Origin of the sequence: Nostoc sp. NOS(2021) (genome assembly GCF_017115025.1) — a bacterium.
In the GTDB taxonomy this organism is placed as follows: domain Bacteria; phylum Cyanobacteriota; class Cyanobacteriia; order Cyanobacteriales; family Nostocaceae; genus Nostoc.
The window spans coordinates 18,343-32,970 of sequence record NZ_JABXKM010000206.1 but is presented as its reverse complement, the minus strand read 5'-3'; the positions used below and the strand labels follow the sequence as shown (position 1 = coordinate 32,970).

Annotated in this window: 14 protein-coding genes, 1 pseudogene and 1 CRISPR repeat array; of the genes and pseudogenes, 11 read left to right on the top strand and 4 right to left on the bottom strand. The window is 37.4% G+C overall.

All coding sequences use genetic code 11. The annotated features are described in order from the left end of the window. The 9 genes from HWQ41_RS22705 to HWQ41_RS22665 form a co-directional block, all read left to right on the top strand. Window positions 1–240: hypothetical protein (locus tag HWQ41_RS22705; protein WP_292767861.1), on the top strand; the 240-nt coding region annotated here is incomplete at its 5' end. Between the two features lie 83 nt (window positions 241–323). Then, window positions 324–955: direct repeats of the CRISPR family, unit length 36 nt; unit sequence GTCGCTTCTCTTCGGAGAAGTGGAATTAATGGAAAC. Window positions 956–1,295: 340 nt separating this feature from the next. Beyond that, on the top strand, window positions 1,296–2,885 hold the full coding sequence (locus HWQ41_RS22700) for a type III-B CRISPR-associated protein Cas10/Cmr2 (RefSeq protein WP_292767865.1): 1,590 nt from the start codon (window positions 1,296–1,298) through the stop codon (window positions 2,883–2,885). After that, window positions 2,870–3,853, top strand: a complete 984-nt coding sequence (locus HWQ41_RS22695; RefSeq protein ID WP_292767858.1) for a type III-B CRISPR module-associated Cmr3 family protein — start codon at window positions 2,870–2,872, stop codon at window positions 3,851–3,853. The genes HWQ41_RS22700 and HWQ41_RS22695 overlap by 16 nt, the downstream gene beginning before the upstream one ends. Window position 3,854: 1 nt before the next feature. Further along, a complete protein-coding gene (locus HWQ41_RS22690; protein WP_292767855.1) occupies window positions 3,855–4,706 on the top strand; it encodes an RAMP superfamily CRISPR-associated protein in 852 nt (283 codons plus the stop codon). A gap of 4 nt (window positions 4,707–4,710) precedes the next feature. Next, a complete protein-coding gene (locus HWQ41_RS22685; protein ID WP_292767852.1) occupies window positions 4,711–5,136 on the top strand; it encodes a hypothetical protein in 426 nt (141 codons plus the stop codon). Continuing rightward, window positions 5,126–6,754, top strand: a complete 1,629-nt coding sequence (locus HWQ41_RS22680; protein WP_292767849.1) for a hypothetical protein — start codon at window positions 5,126–5,128, stop codon at window positions 6,752–6,754. The genes HWQ41_RS22685 and HWQ41_RS22680 overlap by 11 nt, the downstream gene beginning before the upstream one ends. A 2-nt stretch (window positions 6,755–6,756) precedes the next feature. Then, on the top strand, window positions 6,757–8,307 hold the full coding sequence (locus HWQ41_RS22675) for a hypothetical protein (RefSeq protein ID WP_292767846.1): 1,551 nt from the start codon (window positions 6,757–6,759) through the stop codon (window positions 8,305–8,307). A 219-nt stretch (window positions 8,308–8,526) separates the two neighbouring features. Further along, a complete protein-coding gene (gene trxA / locus HWQ41_RS22670; RefSeq protein WP_292767843.1) occupies window positions 8,527–8,844 on the top strand; it encodes a thioredoxin in 318 nt (105 codons plus the stop codon). Between the two features lie 250 nt (window positions 8,845–9,094). Next, on the top strand, window positions 9,095–9,259 hold the full coding sequence (locus HWQ41_RS22665; RefSeq protein WP_292767839.1) for a hypothetical protein: 165 nt from the start codon (window positions 9,095–9,097) through the stop codon (window positions 9,257–9,259). A 148-nt stretch (window positions 9,260–9,407) separates the two neighbouring features. Here the strand turns inward: HWQ41_RS22665 and HWQ41_RS22660 are convergent, their stop codons facing one another. From HWQ41_RS22660 to HWQ41_RS22645, 4 genes and pseudogenes are all read right to left on the bottom strand, one after another. Further along, complete coding sequence (locus tag HWQ41_RS22660) at window positions 9,408–11,327, bottom strand: iron uptake porin (RefSeq protein WP_292767835.1); 1,920 nt, start codon at window positions 11,325–11,327, stop codon at window positions 9,408–9,410. 461 nt (window positions 11,328–11,788) lie between these two features. Then, window positions 11,789–12,331 carry a hypothetical protein gene (locus tag HWQ41_RS22655; RefSeq protein WP_292767834.1) on the bottom strand — a complete coding sequence of 181 codons (543 nt, stop codon included), beginning with the start codon at window positions 12,329–12,331 and terminating at the stop codon, window positions 11,789–11,791. A gap of 210 nt (window positions 12,332–12,541) precedes the next feature. Continuing rightward, window positions 12,542–13,300 (bottom strand): isoprenyl transferase, encoded by a 759-nt coding sequence (locus HWQ41_RS22650; RefSeq protein WP_292767832.1) that lies wholly within the window; start codon window positions 13,298–13,300, stop codon window positions 12,542–12,544. A 59-nt stretch (window positions 13,301–13,359) separates the two neighbouring features. Next, window positions 13,360–13,614 (bottom strand): annotated as a pseudogene (locus HWQ41_RS22645) (ferritin-like domain-containing protein); the annotation flags it as partial. Window positions 13,615–13,869: 255 nt separating this feature from the next. Between HWQ41_RS22645 and HWQ41_RS22640 the strand changes: the two are divergent. Then, window positions 13,870–14,109, top strand: a complete 240-nt coding sequence (locus HWQ41_RS22640; RefSeq protein ID WP_292767830.1) for a hypothetical protein — start codon at window positions 13,870–13,872, stop codon at window positions 14,107–14,109. After that, on the top strand, window positions 14,106–14,519 hold the full coding sequence (locus HWQ41_RS22635) for a putative toxin-antitoxin system toxin component, PIN family (protein WP_292767827.1): 414 nt from the start codon (window positions 14,106–14,108) through the stop codon (window positions 14,517–14,519). The genes HWQ41_RS22640 and HWQ41_RS22635 overlap by 4 nt, the downstream gene beginning before the upstream one ends. Window positions 14,520–14,628: the final 109 nt, after the last annotated feature.

Sequence of the window (14,628 nt, the reverse complement as noted above, 5' to 3'; positions counted from 1 at the left end):
TTCCCCGAAATCATAAATGGGTTCCCCGAAATCATAAATGGGTTCCCCGAAATCACAAATGGGTTCCCCGAAATCATAAATGGGTTCCCCGAAATCATAAATGGGTTCCCCGAAATCATAAATGCGATCGCCAAATTATGTTCTGCGAGGGCGTCGGTAAAAGCTGCAAATGCCTATTGTCTCGTTGACCCGGCCGATGTCCTACTGTCTAAGGGTTTCAGGGTTTTTGTGTGTATGTAATATGGTTGAATTTTGCTGTAGGTCTATACCCCGTCGCAAATGGCATCTGGACATCAGGCTGGGTAAGGGGTTATATAAGAGGGGTCGCTTCTCTTCGGAGAAGTGGAATTAATGGAAACCATCTCTCGTATTCCCCAGCCTTTTTTATGAAATAAGGTCGCTTCTCTTCGGAGAAGTGGAATTAATGGAAACATTAAATATTGATGCACACTGATTCATTAGATTTGTCGCTTCTCTTCGGAGAAGTGGAATTAATGGAAACTATTATTCTCCCTTATTTCATGTATCCGTTTACCAGTGTCGCTTCTCTTCGGAGAAGTGGAATTAATGGAAACTGGACTATCTTAATTTCCATGGTACTTATGAAGAACGTCGCTTCTCTTCGGAGAAGTGGAATTAATGGAAACTCCCTATTGTCTGTAGGAGACACATCATAGATACCTGTCGCTTCTCTTCGGAGAAGTGGAATTAATGGAAACTAAATCCTCGGCAATATTTACTGTTGCAATGTGTGCGTCGCTTCTCTTCGGAGAAGTGGAATTAATGGAAACTCTAAGCGATCGTAAGTAATGGTAGCGTTACCAGCTTTGAAAAGTCGCTTCTCTTCGGAGAAGTGGAATTAATGGAAACTTTTGAGCAATTATCAATGCTGGTGTAAATTCTGGGTAGGAGCGAAAAGGTCGCTTCTCTTCGGAGAAGTGGAATTAACAGAAACCGCAGACTTCTACCTGCGGTTTTTTGTGGGCAGTATTCCGCAAACTCGAACTGCCGATAAATTTCGTCATTCGCATAAATAGCGATTTACATTTGTAATTATTCAGACAAAATATAAATACAACCTTAACCAGCCAAGTGTTACATATATAACTTCCAATCAATCTCATAAATCTATGGGATATATCTAAGTAACTCTTGGTATGACATGACAAAATCTACCTTGATTAGACATTACGAATTGTAAAAATCAAAAATTTTATACCAACATAAATACTGAAGTAAAGCTATATTTTGGTATACGCCTAGAAAAACGAGTACATTTAGGTAATCTAGTGACAGTGACAACATATACTGCTATCACCTTTGCACCTGTACAGGGATTTATCGAGAAATCCCGTAAACTCCGAGATTTATATGGAGCGTCATTAATCCTGTCTTATCTCAGCCAGCAGCTAGTATTGGAAGCTGAAAAAACCACAGAGGTAATTTCCCCAGCCCTCGCCAACGTCCACAAAGGGATGCCAAATCGTATCCTTCTCAAGGGAGAATTTTCACCAACACAAATCCAAGAAACACTGTTATCTGCGTGGAAGGGAATATTGCAGGAATGTCGAACTTGGATAGAGGCGAAACTACCAGAATATAAATACCACTGGGAAAGAGAGTGGACGAACTGGGGAAACCATACGTGGGAATTCTTTTGGGGAGAAGGGGACAGCATTCAACAAGCGATGGAAAACTTAGAAACGCGGAAACTTTCTCGTGGGTGGACTGCTGTCAACTGGATTGGTGAGAGTTCTAGTTTAACAGGTACAGATGCGATCGCATTTCCGGGATTGGGTGCAGAAGATAGAAATCCTCAAAATATGAACTATGGTTCAGAAAATAAAACAATTAAAAAGTTTTATACAAATCTGGCTAGAAAACTAGATAATTGTCCACCTGACAAAGAACCAGAAGGTAAATTTATTGCACCTAACGAAAAGCTGAGTATTCCTGAATTAGTAAAACGTCTAATTACCCTACCTGAAATAGTAGATTTAATTAACAAAGCAAGACCAAATAATCAACCCCTAGAAAAACTAAAGAGATTTCAGGAAATTGAACGCAAGCAAACCGACACTACACCAGGACAATGGACAGGTTGGTTTATGGGTGATGGTGATAAAGTTGGCGATTATCTAAAAAAATTAGCACATGGAAATAATAGCGATCAAGAAATTAAGCAATTTAGTCATAAAATTCGTGATTGGGGAGAAAAATTTAGTGAAGATTTCCCGACAAACTTAGGTAGAGTAGTTTACGCCGGTGGAGATGACTTTTTAGGAATAATTTACAGTAAAAATCCTGCTGAACCTATCAAGCCATTAGAAGCTTTTAAATGGTTAATGACATTAAATGATAAATGGAAAGAACACCAACAGCCGATTAATCTAAGTGTTGGATTTGTTTGGGTTGCTGGTAGCGTACCCCAGCGAGACGTACTCCAACATTGTCGGGAAGCCGAAAAAATTGCTAAATCTTTAGGAAGGGATAGAGTCACCATCAGAATAGTTTTTAATAGTGGTCAATATGTGCAGTGGACTTGTCCTTGGGGCTACTTGGATATCTTAAATAAATATCGAGATAGAGATAAAAAATCAAATTGGAGTCATATCTATCAAGACTTAGCACATTTGTCATCTCGACGTACATTTAAGATTGAAAATACAAATGAAGCATATATAGTCCAAAAATCAGCCAGTGAATTTTTTGATATTTACTTTCCAGGAGAAGGCAAAAAATTACTAGAAGATAAAAATGATAAATTAGCTCAACATCTTGTTGGGTTTAGTGAAAATGACAACCAAATAGACAGAGCCAAATCCACAATTAATTGGATTACAGACTTAATTGAAGTAGGCTGGCATTTATGTTCAAATACTTAATTAGCATTAATCCCCTTGGGTTTATGTATGGAAGTGCCGGTGCATTTCTATCACCTGAAAACTTAGTTGGACGTTCCGGCGCTAAATTTCCTCCTGAAGCCTCTACACTATCCGGTTTAATATTTAGCATTAGCAAAACCACCGGACAATTTTCTCAAACAGAATTGAGAGAAAATCTCTATGTCACCGGCCCATTTTGGGCAGAAAATAACAACAAGCAAAACTTTTATATTCCTATTCCTTGGCATAAAATCATTTCCAAAAAAGGTATAGGAGAATGGAGAATAGAAAATGAACAATGGCAATTAGAAAAAGACATAGAAAAACCAGAACCAGATTATCGCTGGCAAACTATAGAATCTTGGAAAAATTCACCAAAAGGACTCCAAACCAGTAAATCAATTGCTGATAATCCTTGGAAATTTGTTCCTTTTCTGCATCCTAGAATTAAACAATCAGAACGTTGTGTAGAAAAATCAGATGGACTATTTCTAGAGAATTCAGTGCAAATTCCAGACAATATCTGTTTAGTATATTTATCAACCTATCCCATAGATAACGGTTGGTATCGGTTTGGTGGTGAAAATCACATTGTCGAAATATCTTCTGACAAACTTAATCCAAAAACAGTAGATATTTTAAATCAACCTCTTGGTAAATCTTTCGCTTTAATTACCCCAGGAATTTGGGGTTCTAACCGTATATCTTACCGTTCTCCTCAACATGATAGTTTTCCTGAAACTATGCAAATATTAACTGACAAACCAGTTCCTTATCGTTATCGTTCCCAAGGGACATTAGGTAGAGGACGTTATGCTGTTCCTCCTGGTAGTGTTTACGTTCTCAAAGAACCCATAAATAAACCTTGGCAGCAATGGGATGAAGCATGGTTTCCCAAAGAAGGTTATAGCCTCAAAAAAGTTGGCTGTGGTTTATGTTTACCAGTAGAAATTAAAGGAGTTGCATAAAATGTACAAAAAAGCTTATGGCATCATTGAGACTTTAGCACCGCTTCATGTAGGTGCAACAGCCGGAGAAGAAAGCGGTAATTTAAACCTGATTTTCCGTGACCAATTTACTCAAACGGGTATCATTCCCGGTAGTTCTATTCGTGGTCGTCTGCGTTCAGAAATGCGTCTGATAGCTGGAGAAGACGCGACATATTGGTATGGTAATGAAGCAGGTTCAGAACAATCAGATAATAATAATAATGAATCCATCGTTAAATTTGAGTACGCTTCTGTCCTTTGGCTTCCTGTCTTTTGTCCTGGACAACCCATAGTTTGGGTAAGTAGTCCTCGTTTACTTCAACGCTATAAAAGAATTGCTGGTGATGTAGTTCAAGTTCAAGTTGATGGTCAAACTAAATTCCTCAAAGATATAGATATTCCTGCTCATTATACAGGTTCAAGAAACTTGAAAGCAAAACCATTACCCGGTGGTACAAAAACCTTATTCTTTAACTTAGGTTTTGTAACTGTCAACAAAATAGTAGACTTATCCCCTTGGTTCCCTACCAAACAAGAGCAACCAGCAATCATAGTAGACGATAGTGATATCGGCATGATTCATGACATGGCTTTATATCGTCAAAGTCGTGTGCGTTTAAAACTAGATCAAAAAGTAGTAGATGGTGCTGGTTTTTTCAACACCGAAGCCTTACCAGAAGGAACAATTTTAGTTTTTCCTCTTGCTATTAGAGATGATAAATCTGGTAAAAAGTGGCAACCTTTCAATGGTAGTCAAAGCGCAGATATTTATCTTGGTGGCTTAGAATCCATTGGTTTAGGTCATTGTGAATTAACTTTAAATGGATTGTAAATATATGACTTGGAAATCTTACAACTTAGACCAAGAAGCACAAAAATTAGTCCTCAAACATCGTGATAAAAAAGGGGTAATTGGTCAATCACACAAAATGCGAACTACTGTAGCTTATGGTTTAGAACGCTTTTGGGGTGAACAATTAAGATTATTAGGTAAAAATGACGCTAAAGAACGTACAAAAGGTGAATATTGGCGCGATACTTGGAAAACTTTTGTCAGAGTCATGAAGAATGCAGGAATTAAACTTCCTGAAGAAGATGTTAATGGCAAGAACACCCAAGAAATACAAGCCTATGCCGCTAAATTATGGGACTTTCCCATTGAAGACCAAAGAATATGTTTAGCCGTTCTTACACAACTTTGCGAAAGTTTAGTTTGGTGGACTCAGCGTTATAAGAAATCAGGAGATAGTGATGCCGAATAGCAATGAAGTTCCCTTAATGTTTCAAGCACCAGTCACCGGACGGGGACAAATTCAATATATTCAGCATCCTGAAAAATCGCAAAGATGGGTTGATGAATGGGTTGAAGCTGCTGCAACTAATTCTCCTCAATTTCGCAGTAATGTAAAAACCAAAGAATATAAAATTACTTGGCGGTTTGTTTCTAACAGTGGCCAAGATGACGATATAATTCGACCAGTAATCGCTGCTAAAGGATTTCCCTATTATCCTGGTGCAAGCATGAAAGGTGGTTTTTTGCGTTGTTGCAATCCCCAAGAAGCGCAAAGATACTGCGGTAGTCAAATTTCTAGCAATGAAACCCAACCGGGAATCCTTCGCTTTCATGGTGCATATCCCAAAGATGATAGTTGGTGCGACCAACCATTAATTGATGTAGTTCATCCTCAACAAGATTGGCAAGTTAAAAATAGTCAAACTCATTCAGCATTTCTACAAATATCCCTTTATAAACCAACTTTAATATTTGGTATTTCCAGCACTATAAAATTAGAAGATAGTGAATGGGAAACTATCTGGAATATTTGGGATAAAGCCATAGAAAGGGGTATTGGTTCTAGAGTTAGTGCTGGTTATGGTCAACCTATTAACCACCGAGAAACTAAACTAATTACTGTTAATTTAAAAGGACAAGGATTAGCATCACAATTAATAGATAGAAGTGGTGAATTTCGTCCTAATATGTTTAAAGCTGCTTTACGTGGTCATACACTGCGTTTATTTAGCGGTATGACTGATGAGAATACAGCAGAGGAATTAACAAAAGAACTCTGGGGAGGATTTGCAGGTGCTAATGGTGCAATAGTTGGGCATTTAGGGATTGCGTTTAATCCTGTTAATTTAGAATTGGATGAATTTATATATAACGGAAGCGTTATCATGCCTGTTTATGAATTAGAAGCAGGAACTTTGCATATTCTCTCTATGGGTAAATTTGCAGATGAATACAAAAACCAATTAAAAACATTAATCACACAAATTCTCAAGTTTTCTATGCTTTTAGGAGGTTTTGGTAAATCATGGCGAAGAATTGATCATCGGATATTCTTCCCAGAATATTTAGAAAATGGCAACAAACCGATGATAGGTTGTCATTGGGAATTTACAAAGCAATCAAATAACTATTATTTTCCTGTCAATAATATTAATCATATTACTAATATTATTGATGGTGTTCAGAAAGCTGTTAATAATTGGCTAATATTAAAAGGTAAAACAGCAAGTAATCAAGTAAATTCATGGCGTGAATCTTTTCATCCTCAAAAGGTGCAAGTTTGGGGACGCATTGCACAAGATGAAGATGATAGTTTAGCTGTGAGATGGTTTCATGGTAATTATGAAGGAACTAAATCAATTAAAGGTTCTAGATTGACAGGTAGAATGGGTAATATTGGCAGAATTTACCATCGAATGTACCCACACTATTTTAAAACAAGCAGTAATGAAATGATACGTCAGAAAAATCATGTAAAAAAGTTTGTAGAGTTACTGACAATATTTCCAGATAAAAATGATGATAGAACACAAGATTTTTTAACCTTTTTAGCAACAACTGAATTTACTAAACTTTGGGGAGAATAAACATGAGTGTTTGGATTCTAACAACTGGTAATAGTGATATTATCCTCAAGCATGATAGAACTTGGGGAAGGTTACACGAAGAAGCAATTGATAATAATAAATTAGAAAAATGGCATTTTTCATCTGCATCACCAATAGATACTGGATATACAGTACCAGCCAGAATATTAGGTATAGTTTATGAAAATCAATCAGAAGAATATTACAAAGATGATTTAGAATTTCCACTTTTTGATACATATTCTGGATACTTTACAGATAAAAATATTACAATTGAAAGAATAATTATTCTTCTGACAGACCAATCTCAGATATTTAGCAATGACGAACAAAAACTTAACGAAAAATCTCCGTACTGGAAAGATACTTGCACACTTAAACCTCTATTTAAATGGTATTTTGAAAAACAAAAAGAATTTATCTGCAAACCAGAATTTCAATATTTAGTTCCCTATCAAAGAGATAAAGGTATTGATAATTGGGATGCTACTTTATCACTGGTAGAAACGAAATTACAAGAGTTAGAAATTGATGTAAATCAGGAAATTTATGTTAGTCATCAAGCAGGAACACCAGCAATATCTTCTGCTGTCCAGTTTGTGAGTTTAGGGAAATTTAAACAAGTTCAGTTTTTAGTTAGTAATGAATACTTCGATAAAGAAAATTATCAACTTAAATCTAGATATGATATTATCAAAAGCTCTCGTTATCAGCGAGGTATGCAGATTCAAAAAGCAAAGCAATTAATTATCGGCGGTTTTCCTGGTGCTGCACTTAAAATATTAGAAGATATAGATGGAATAGATAAAACTTGCATTACTGAGTTAGAAAATATTGTTGATTTCTTTAATCTATATAAAGTGCCAACAGATAACAGTCAAGATTTAACAGTTTCCCAAGCTACTCAAAGGATTGTTGATACTCTTGATCTCATAGGTTTTTTCTTTAATCAGAAGAATTATTTACCAGGTATTGCCTTACTTTCTGCTGCTCAAGAAACATTTTTAAAAGTAGCTATTTTGGATAAAATAGCAATGTTTAATGACACTATCAATTTAAATGGTAATTCTCGAAAAGTCTCTGAGTTAATAAAATGGCTTCCTCCTGGATTATTTTTAGATAAATCTGTTAATAATAGCAGCATTATTGAGAGGATAGCTATTTTAAAACAGTTAAATTTTCCTGTTAATAGATTTAATTTTAATATAGATAAAGATTTTGAAATTACAAACAAAAATTTTGGATTGATTGCTTGGTTAAAAAATATAGATAATAATTTTATAGATTGGCATTTATTAAGATGGTGTTGTAGTAAAAGAGATGCTGATGATGATCTACGTAACCAGTTAATGCACAATTTACGTGGAGTAAAAGATAGTGAAGTAATTGACTATTTATTGGCATATAAAGAACATCAAGTATCTGATGTTATGACTGCCTATAATAATTATGTGAAGCAGCCATTCTTGAAAGCTATAGACCATTTTCAACTTCCTTACAAAAGAGAGAAGTTAACTAAAAAACTGCAAAAAATCGCAGACTCTATTACTTAATTGTGCAATTATAGCGGGATAGGTTTAAATACATATTTCATATATGCACAAACTAAAGTGATATAGGGATTTTATTATAATTATTTAATATTTTGGGCTGGCAAATCAGTCTATATTAACTTATCTAATCTTTTCCCAACAAAAACCTATGAACTTATACCGATTTTATTTTCTAAGAATTACTATTGAAACAAACAATTGAAAATCGCTGTGTGTCATATGGCAACTAAAAAGGAATTTAACAGCTTTGAAGAGATGCTGTCTGCTTCTGATGTACCTGTATTAGTAGATTTTTACGCTGACTGGTGTGGCCCCTGTCAGATGATGGTGCCAATTTTAGAGCAAGTCAATGCCCAACTTAGCGATCGCCTACGGATTGTCAAAATCGATACAGAGAAATACACAGATTTGGCTACTCAGTATAAAATTGCCTCTCTCCCAACCTTAGTACTATTTAAGCAGGGTCAGCCTGTGGATCGGATAGAGGGAGTGATGCAAGCCCCGCAGTTGGTGCAATATCTACAAACAAAGATTTAAGCTAACACTTAGAATTTTGATTTTGGTTCTTAGAGACGCGAAATGTCGCGTCTCTTTCAGTAGATAGTAATACGCCGTAGGATCGCACAGTTAGCTGTGCGACCAATCACTGTTTGATTGAACTTCTAGCAGATAAAACCTTAAGTAAATATTAAGCATATTTACTTATACGTCTTGAGAAAGTAGTTTAGAAATTGAGACGGCTATATTGTATAGATATAACAAAATATTTTGACAAGCGAAGCAATATATGAATAATCAGCATGAAAGACTTGACAAAGCCTATATTTGGGTAAATATTGATTTTGATAAAGTTAAACATAGAATAAATGCGGTGACTTGCCAGATTGAGCGGGTTATACAAAAGCACCAATTTTCAAATCAAACTGGTAACTCAGGCAAAAGAAACAATTAGATTATCTGTAGGGCGATGTCTACGATGGGCTATTTTTTTGTCACGATACTAGTGAGACATGGCAATATTTTTATTACTGTGAACTTTGTTACCCAATCTCTAAATCCCCCAATAAATTGGGGGACTTTGACTCCCTACTCCCAATCTCTTAAAAGGTAAAAGTAGTCCGAAGTACACCTACAGTCGTAGTCTCATTGTTGCTGTTACCTTCTGGGTTAAAGAGAATAAATGCACCAGGGGTAATGCTGATATTATCGCTAACTTGAAAGCGGTAATAGGCTTCTAAATGGTAAGGAGTCGCCCGATTGTCGCCTGTGGGGGTAAGTTGAGCAGAACCACCAGCATCAGTACGGTAAAGCGGCTGACCAAAAAGAATCCCGGCGGTGTTCCCTGACTTGAATAAATCTTTGAAGTGAACTCCCGCCATCCAACTTGTAAAGGTAGTAGAAGCATTCACGCTATTTGAAGAAGCATCAACAAATAGTGCTGCACCGTAGCCAGATAAGGCTATGTTGGGAGACAATCGCCATGTTACCGTACCGCCAACAGAGTTGAGTGTTACCGGTGTCCCAGCTGCAACCCCTGCTAAAGCACCGATATCACTACTAACTAATCCTGTACCCAAAATATTGATTTCGTGATAACTGTGGGCATAGTTTAAACCAATATCCAGAGCGGCACTTGGCTTGAAGGTTAACTGTGTGGCAATAACACTACTACCACTAAATAAACCTGCTCCCAAAGGTGTAGTAGAAACTCCTGGTACTGCGTCAGTAGCAGATTTTTGGGGTAAATTGGCATTTACACTGCCGTATAAAGCTCTTAAATCCAAATTTGGCGAAATGTTAAAAATAAATCCCGCCGCCGATGCTAAACCAGTGCCCGAAGTCCCACCAGAAACCCGTAGCACAGGATTCAAGCCGGCAAAACGAGAGATTGACTCTTGTCCTTCACCATAAAAAGGCGTAATTGCTGGGAAAGCATCTGATGTTTCCGCCGCAGTTCCCGCAAACAAGGTTAATTTATTAGCGACGGGAAAGATATACAGCAATTTGTAAAGCTGAACACTGTTTGCGCCAACACTCGACAAAGTATTGACATTTAACCCCGGAAATTGCGGCTCAAAACTGGTACGGGCGCTACTTGCACTTAAAAGCGGCGCAGCTAATCCTAAACTTTGTTGTAAGCTACCCTGTCCATTGGCTCCACCCAAAAAGTTATAAGCTTGCAATCCAGTAATTAATAAATCTTTACCAGTAAAGCTAGTGGTGAGATTTAACCGCACTCTATTGACTAGGATGATGTTCGAGTCGCTGTTATTAGGAGCGCCTCCGCTAGCACCAACACCAGCAATAATTGCCTCTCCACTAAGTTTAGTAGTCGTAGAAAACTGATTTGCTTCTAGTTTTGCTGTGCGAGCTTCTACAGCATCTACTCGACCCCGCAATGTTGCCAATTCTGCCGCAAATTGTTCTTGTAGTTTCTGCAACGTGGCTAAATCTTCTTTCTTGACCAAATCAGCAGTTGCAGTGGCAATCAGTTCGTTGATTCGGTCTAAACAAGCATTTAAGCCAGCAGCAAATTCATAGCGAGTCATCGCCCGATTACCGCGATAGGTTTGATTGGGATAACCTGCGATACAACCATAGCGCTCGACTAAAGATTGGAGTGCCTGAAAAGCCCAATCAGTCGGCTGTACATCAGACAATTGGGATACGGATGTTACTTGTGCAAGTTTGTATGAGGTTGGAGATGAACTTGCAGATTGTGGTATGATTGGCTGCCAAAAGTTAACAGCAGAATCTACTCCTAAATCTGGAATTTTTTGCTGTTCATTGACTGAGGGTAAATTTTTTGGACTCTCATCAGCTATCAGCAATTTACTGGAGATATTATTTGCTAAATTGCTTTGATGAGAATCATTTTTTTGATAGCTGCCATAATCTTGATTAACAGCTACGTTTTTATCTGCAATTTCTAAACTAGGAAGGGCTTGCACAGGTGATAACCCGGCAATTAAACATAAAAATCCCATCCCACTAGCAGAAGCTAGTAGATATTTTGCCATGATAACCCCCAACACCTATAAAATAGTGAAAAAATGAATTGCGATTTTAAAATGGATTGATAAGTAAATTTAAAGTAGATTTATAAAAAAATCTTATTAACTTTAAATTTTGGATATCAGGATTTTTTTTCTGAATTGACTTACCAGAACATTAGCTTATATCGCAAGTATTAAATTATAGTAAATACTATTTTGGGAAAGAATCAACAACAAAGGATATTGGGAGTTATTATAATTACTATTGGCAAAATAATAATTATATCAGTCTGATTTTGTGATAACGAATATAGATATTGAGCCGAGGATTTCGGCTCAATACCTAACAAAGAATAATTTACTCAAAAAAAATTAAGAGGCTGCGATCGCTGATCGATTTGGGTGCAGGTAAGATCAGGAGGAAAACGGTGGAAATAACTGTATATCATAGTCTACAATTTCTCTGATTGAGATATTTCAAAAATTTAATCCCACCAATAGGTAACAATGACTGCATCACAATCCTGATGAACATCTTCACCCCATAGCGCCCCTGACAATCTAGTTCTCAGTCGGCGCTTAAGTCGCAAACCGTATTCTTCATTCGTCCCATCACTTACCTCTACTGAGTCAGCTCGCCACTTTTTGCCCAAGTCTAAAAGCTCTGACACTTTTATGTCTTGGTTCTCTGTCAGGATGTATAGCGTATCGGCAGGATAGGCGATGAAATGGATGATGCTGGTTTCAGGCATGGGACGATAGTTTGCCATTGCAAGCAGGGTATCGACCATACCACCAAAGCTTAAACCGTTTTCATCGGGTGCAAAGATTGGTTTTGTGAACAGAAAGCTTGCCCATAAATTCTTGTGGTTGCAAAGGTCAATAATCACTTCTTCGCCATCAAACTCATTGAACCGACGCTGCCAAACCAAGGCAGCAAAGAGTTCTTGAGGAGAATAGGATTGAGCAATCGATTGGATTTTGCCTAAGTCAAGCATCACATTTACGGTAAGTAATATTTTTAACAAAACATTTGTAACTACCCTTGCAGTTTATTTACCCAGTGGCTGCTATTCTTATAGTTACTTCGGTCTGTCATAGCAGATAGATTATCCTCGATAATGTTTTTATTTATAAGCGCTCATATACCTCGTGGTCATGTGGGTGCTTTTACTTTATCCCCTCATGGCATAAAACTGTCCGGTTTAATTTTGAGGCAATGTCTGGTGTTTGGTAGACTAAGCTGACAGTGAAGCTTTAACTTGACCAAAACGGCGATCGCGTCTTTGGTAGCTCAACAAAGCCTGATAAAATGCTTCTCTATTAAAATCTGGCCAAAGAATATCGGTGAAATACATCTCTGTATACGCCATTTGCCACAAGAGAAAATTACTCAATCGCATCTCACCACTGGTACGAATCAGCAAATCGGGTTCTGGAGTATCTGCTGTGTAGAGATGTTGTTCTACAAGACTTTCATTCACTTCTTGGGCGCTGAGTTTGCCCTGTTGCACGAGTTGAGCGACTTGACGACAAACTCTGGTAATTTCGTTGCGGCTGCCGTAATTGACTGCAACAGTAAAGTGTATTGCTTGATTGTTCAACGTTTCTGCCATTGAACGTTCCATTTCCGTTTGTAGAGACTTGGGTAGAGCCAATAAATCCCCAATAAACGAGATTCGCACTCCTTCCCGATGCATCTGAGCCAATTCGCGGCGTAATAATCGCTCAAACAAAAGCATCAGAAAATTCACTTCTTCAACGGGACGCTGCCAATTTTCTGTTGAGAAAGCGTAGGCTGTCAGCGCTTTGATTCCCCAATCTTTGCAGCAACGCAATAGTTTTTTGAGCGTCCTTGCTCCTTGGCGATGTCCAGCAATGCGCGGTAATCCTCGACTGGTTGCCCATCTACCGTTACCATCCATGATCACGGCGATATGTTGGGGGATTTTTTGGGGGTTTAAATCGGTGGGTAATTGGGATTTGTGATTTGTCATTTGTCATTTGTCCTTTGTTTTTACTAATGAGTAGTTTCAAATAAATTTTGTAAGTACTCTATAGATAAAAATACCTCTGCGTCTAAGCCGATAATTTGATTGCGGTTAATCGTCAGCCAGTCAATGGGTTTCCAGGGACGCGGTTGGGGATTGGCAAACTGTATCAGTAAATATTGCAGACGTTCATGTAGTTTTTCGACTGCAATATATCTGTCTATGAGGGAATGAATACGGCGTTGTGTTTGCAAGTAGTGAGGACTGGCATAGCTTTGACCTGCTAAGTCTTCTGCGAGTGGGCTGAGAGTATTAAGCATATTTTTATACTTTAATCTTTGTCTCTATCTATGCTCAATAGCCTAAGCGATCGCACTTTCTTTTGTCAGTCGGCTGAAGTCGGCAGTTTTATCTGATGCAGTTGGAAAAGTCGGGGAAAAAGTTGGTTCTAGAAAATTTGGGTTTAAAAACTCGCTTTTCTAGGGCTACTTTACAAAGTTAGAAGAGAGAATTGCAGAGAATGTGGCGAAGTTGTTAGAACAAGGGTAGATAAAAGTTGAGTAACAGGATAAATCATGAACGCTTATAAAAGATATATCACCATTGCAGATCCAAAGCAGTTAGTATTATCTGATTTACCATTTAAAGCAGGACAGAGAGTTGAGGTGATTATTTTGACAGACGATAATCAAAGGGTTACTTTAGCAGAAGAATTAAAAAAGTTATTCAAAGAAATACAAGGGATACACGCAGATAATCCCTTAACTGATGAGGAAATAGCAGCAGAAATTGAAGCTTATAGACTGGGAGAATGAAAGTTATTATTGATACTAATATCGTAGTCTCTGCTGCTATAGCTGATAAAAATCCAGAGGCAGTAATTTTATTTGTGATTGCTAATTCTGTTTTTGAGTGGGTTGTATCGGCAGAGATTATCGCAGAGTATAAGGAAGTTTTAAAGCGTCCTCGTTTAAAATTAACTGAGGCACAATACGAAAGATGGGTTTATTTAATTGATTCAGTGACAACACTAATTGATGTGGATGTAGAGGTTGATTTCCCCAGAGATAGGAAAGATGCAAAGTTTTTAGCTTGTGCTATTGTAGCAGGACCAGATTTTTTTATTACGGGTGATGCTGATTTTAAGGAAGCGCAAACTTTGTTAAACACAACTATTATTTCTCTGTCTTTATTTAAAAGGTTAGTTTGTGATGTGAGAGAATAACACAATGTATAAAAATTTACTCAGGAATCAAAGCGATCGCACTTTCTTTTGTCAGTCGGCTGAAGTCGGCAGTTTTATCTGATGCAGTTGGAAAAGTCGGGGAAAAAGT

What these genes read in the sequence shown, in the direction of transcription:
- HWQ41_RS22695 (WP_292767858.1), top strand. Translation starts at nt 2,870, where the DNA reads ATGTTCAAATACTTAATTAGCATTAATCCCCTTGGGTTTATGTATGGA.
- HWQ41_RS22690 (WP_292767855.1), top strand. Translation starts at nt 3,855, where the DNA reads ATGTACAAAAAAGCTTATGGCATCATTGAGACTTTAGCACCGCTTCAT.
- HWQ41_RS22685 (WP_292767852.1), top strand. Translation starts at nt 4,711, where the DNA reads ATGACTTGGAAATCTTACAACTTAGACCAAGAAGCACAAAAATTAGTC.
- HWQ41_RS22680 (WP_292767849.1), top strand. Translation starts at nt 5,126, where the DNA reads ATGCCGAATAGCAATGAAGTTCCCTTAATGTTTCAAGCACCAGTCACC.
- HWQ41_RS22675 (WP_292767846.1), top strand. Translation starts at nt 6,757, where the DNA reads ATGAGTGTTTGGATTCTAACAACTGGTAATAGTGATATTATCCTCAAG.
- trxA (WP_292767843.1), top strand. Translation starts at nt 8,527, where the DNA reads ATGGCAACTAAAAAGGAATTTAACAGCTTTGAAGAGATGCTGTCTGCT.
- HWQ41_RS22665 (WP_292767839.1), top strand. Translation starts at nt 9,095, where the DNA reads ATGAATAATCAGCATGAAAGACTTGACAAAGCCTATATTTGGGTAAAT.
- HWQ41_RS22660 (WP_292767835.1), bottom strand. Translation starts at nt 11,327, where the DNA reads ATGGCAAAATATCTACTAGCTTCTGCTAGTGGGATGGGATTTTTATGT.
- HWQ41_RS22650 (WP_292767832.1), bottom strand. Translation starts at nt 13,300, where the DNA reads ATGACAAATCACAAATCCCAATTACCCACCGATTTAAACCCCCAAAAA.
- HWQ41_RS22640 (WP_292767830.1), top strand. Translation starts at nt 13,870, where the DNA reads ATGAACGCTTATAAAAGATATATCACCATTGCAGATCCAAAGCAGTTA.
- HWQ41_RS22635 (WP_292767827.1), top strand. Translation starts at nt 14,106, where the DNA reads ATGAAAGTTATTATTGATACTAATATCGTAGTCTCTGCTGCTATAGCT.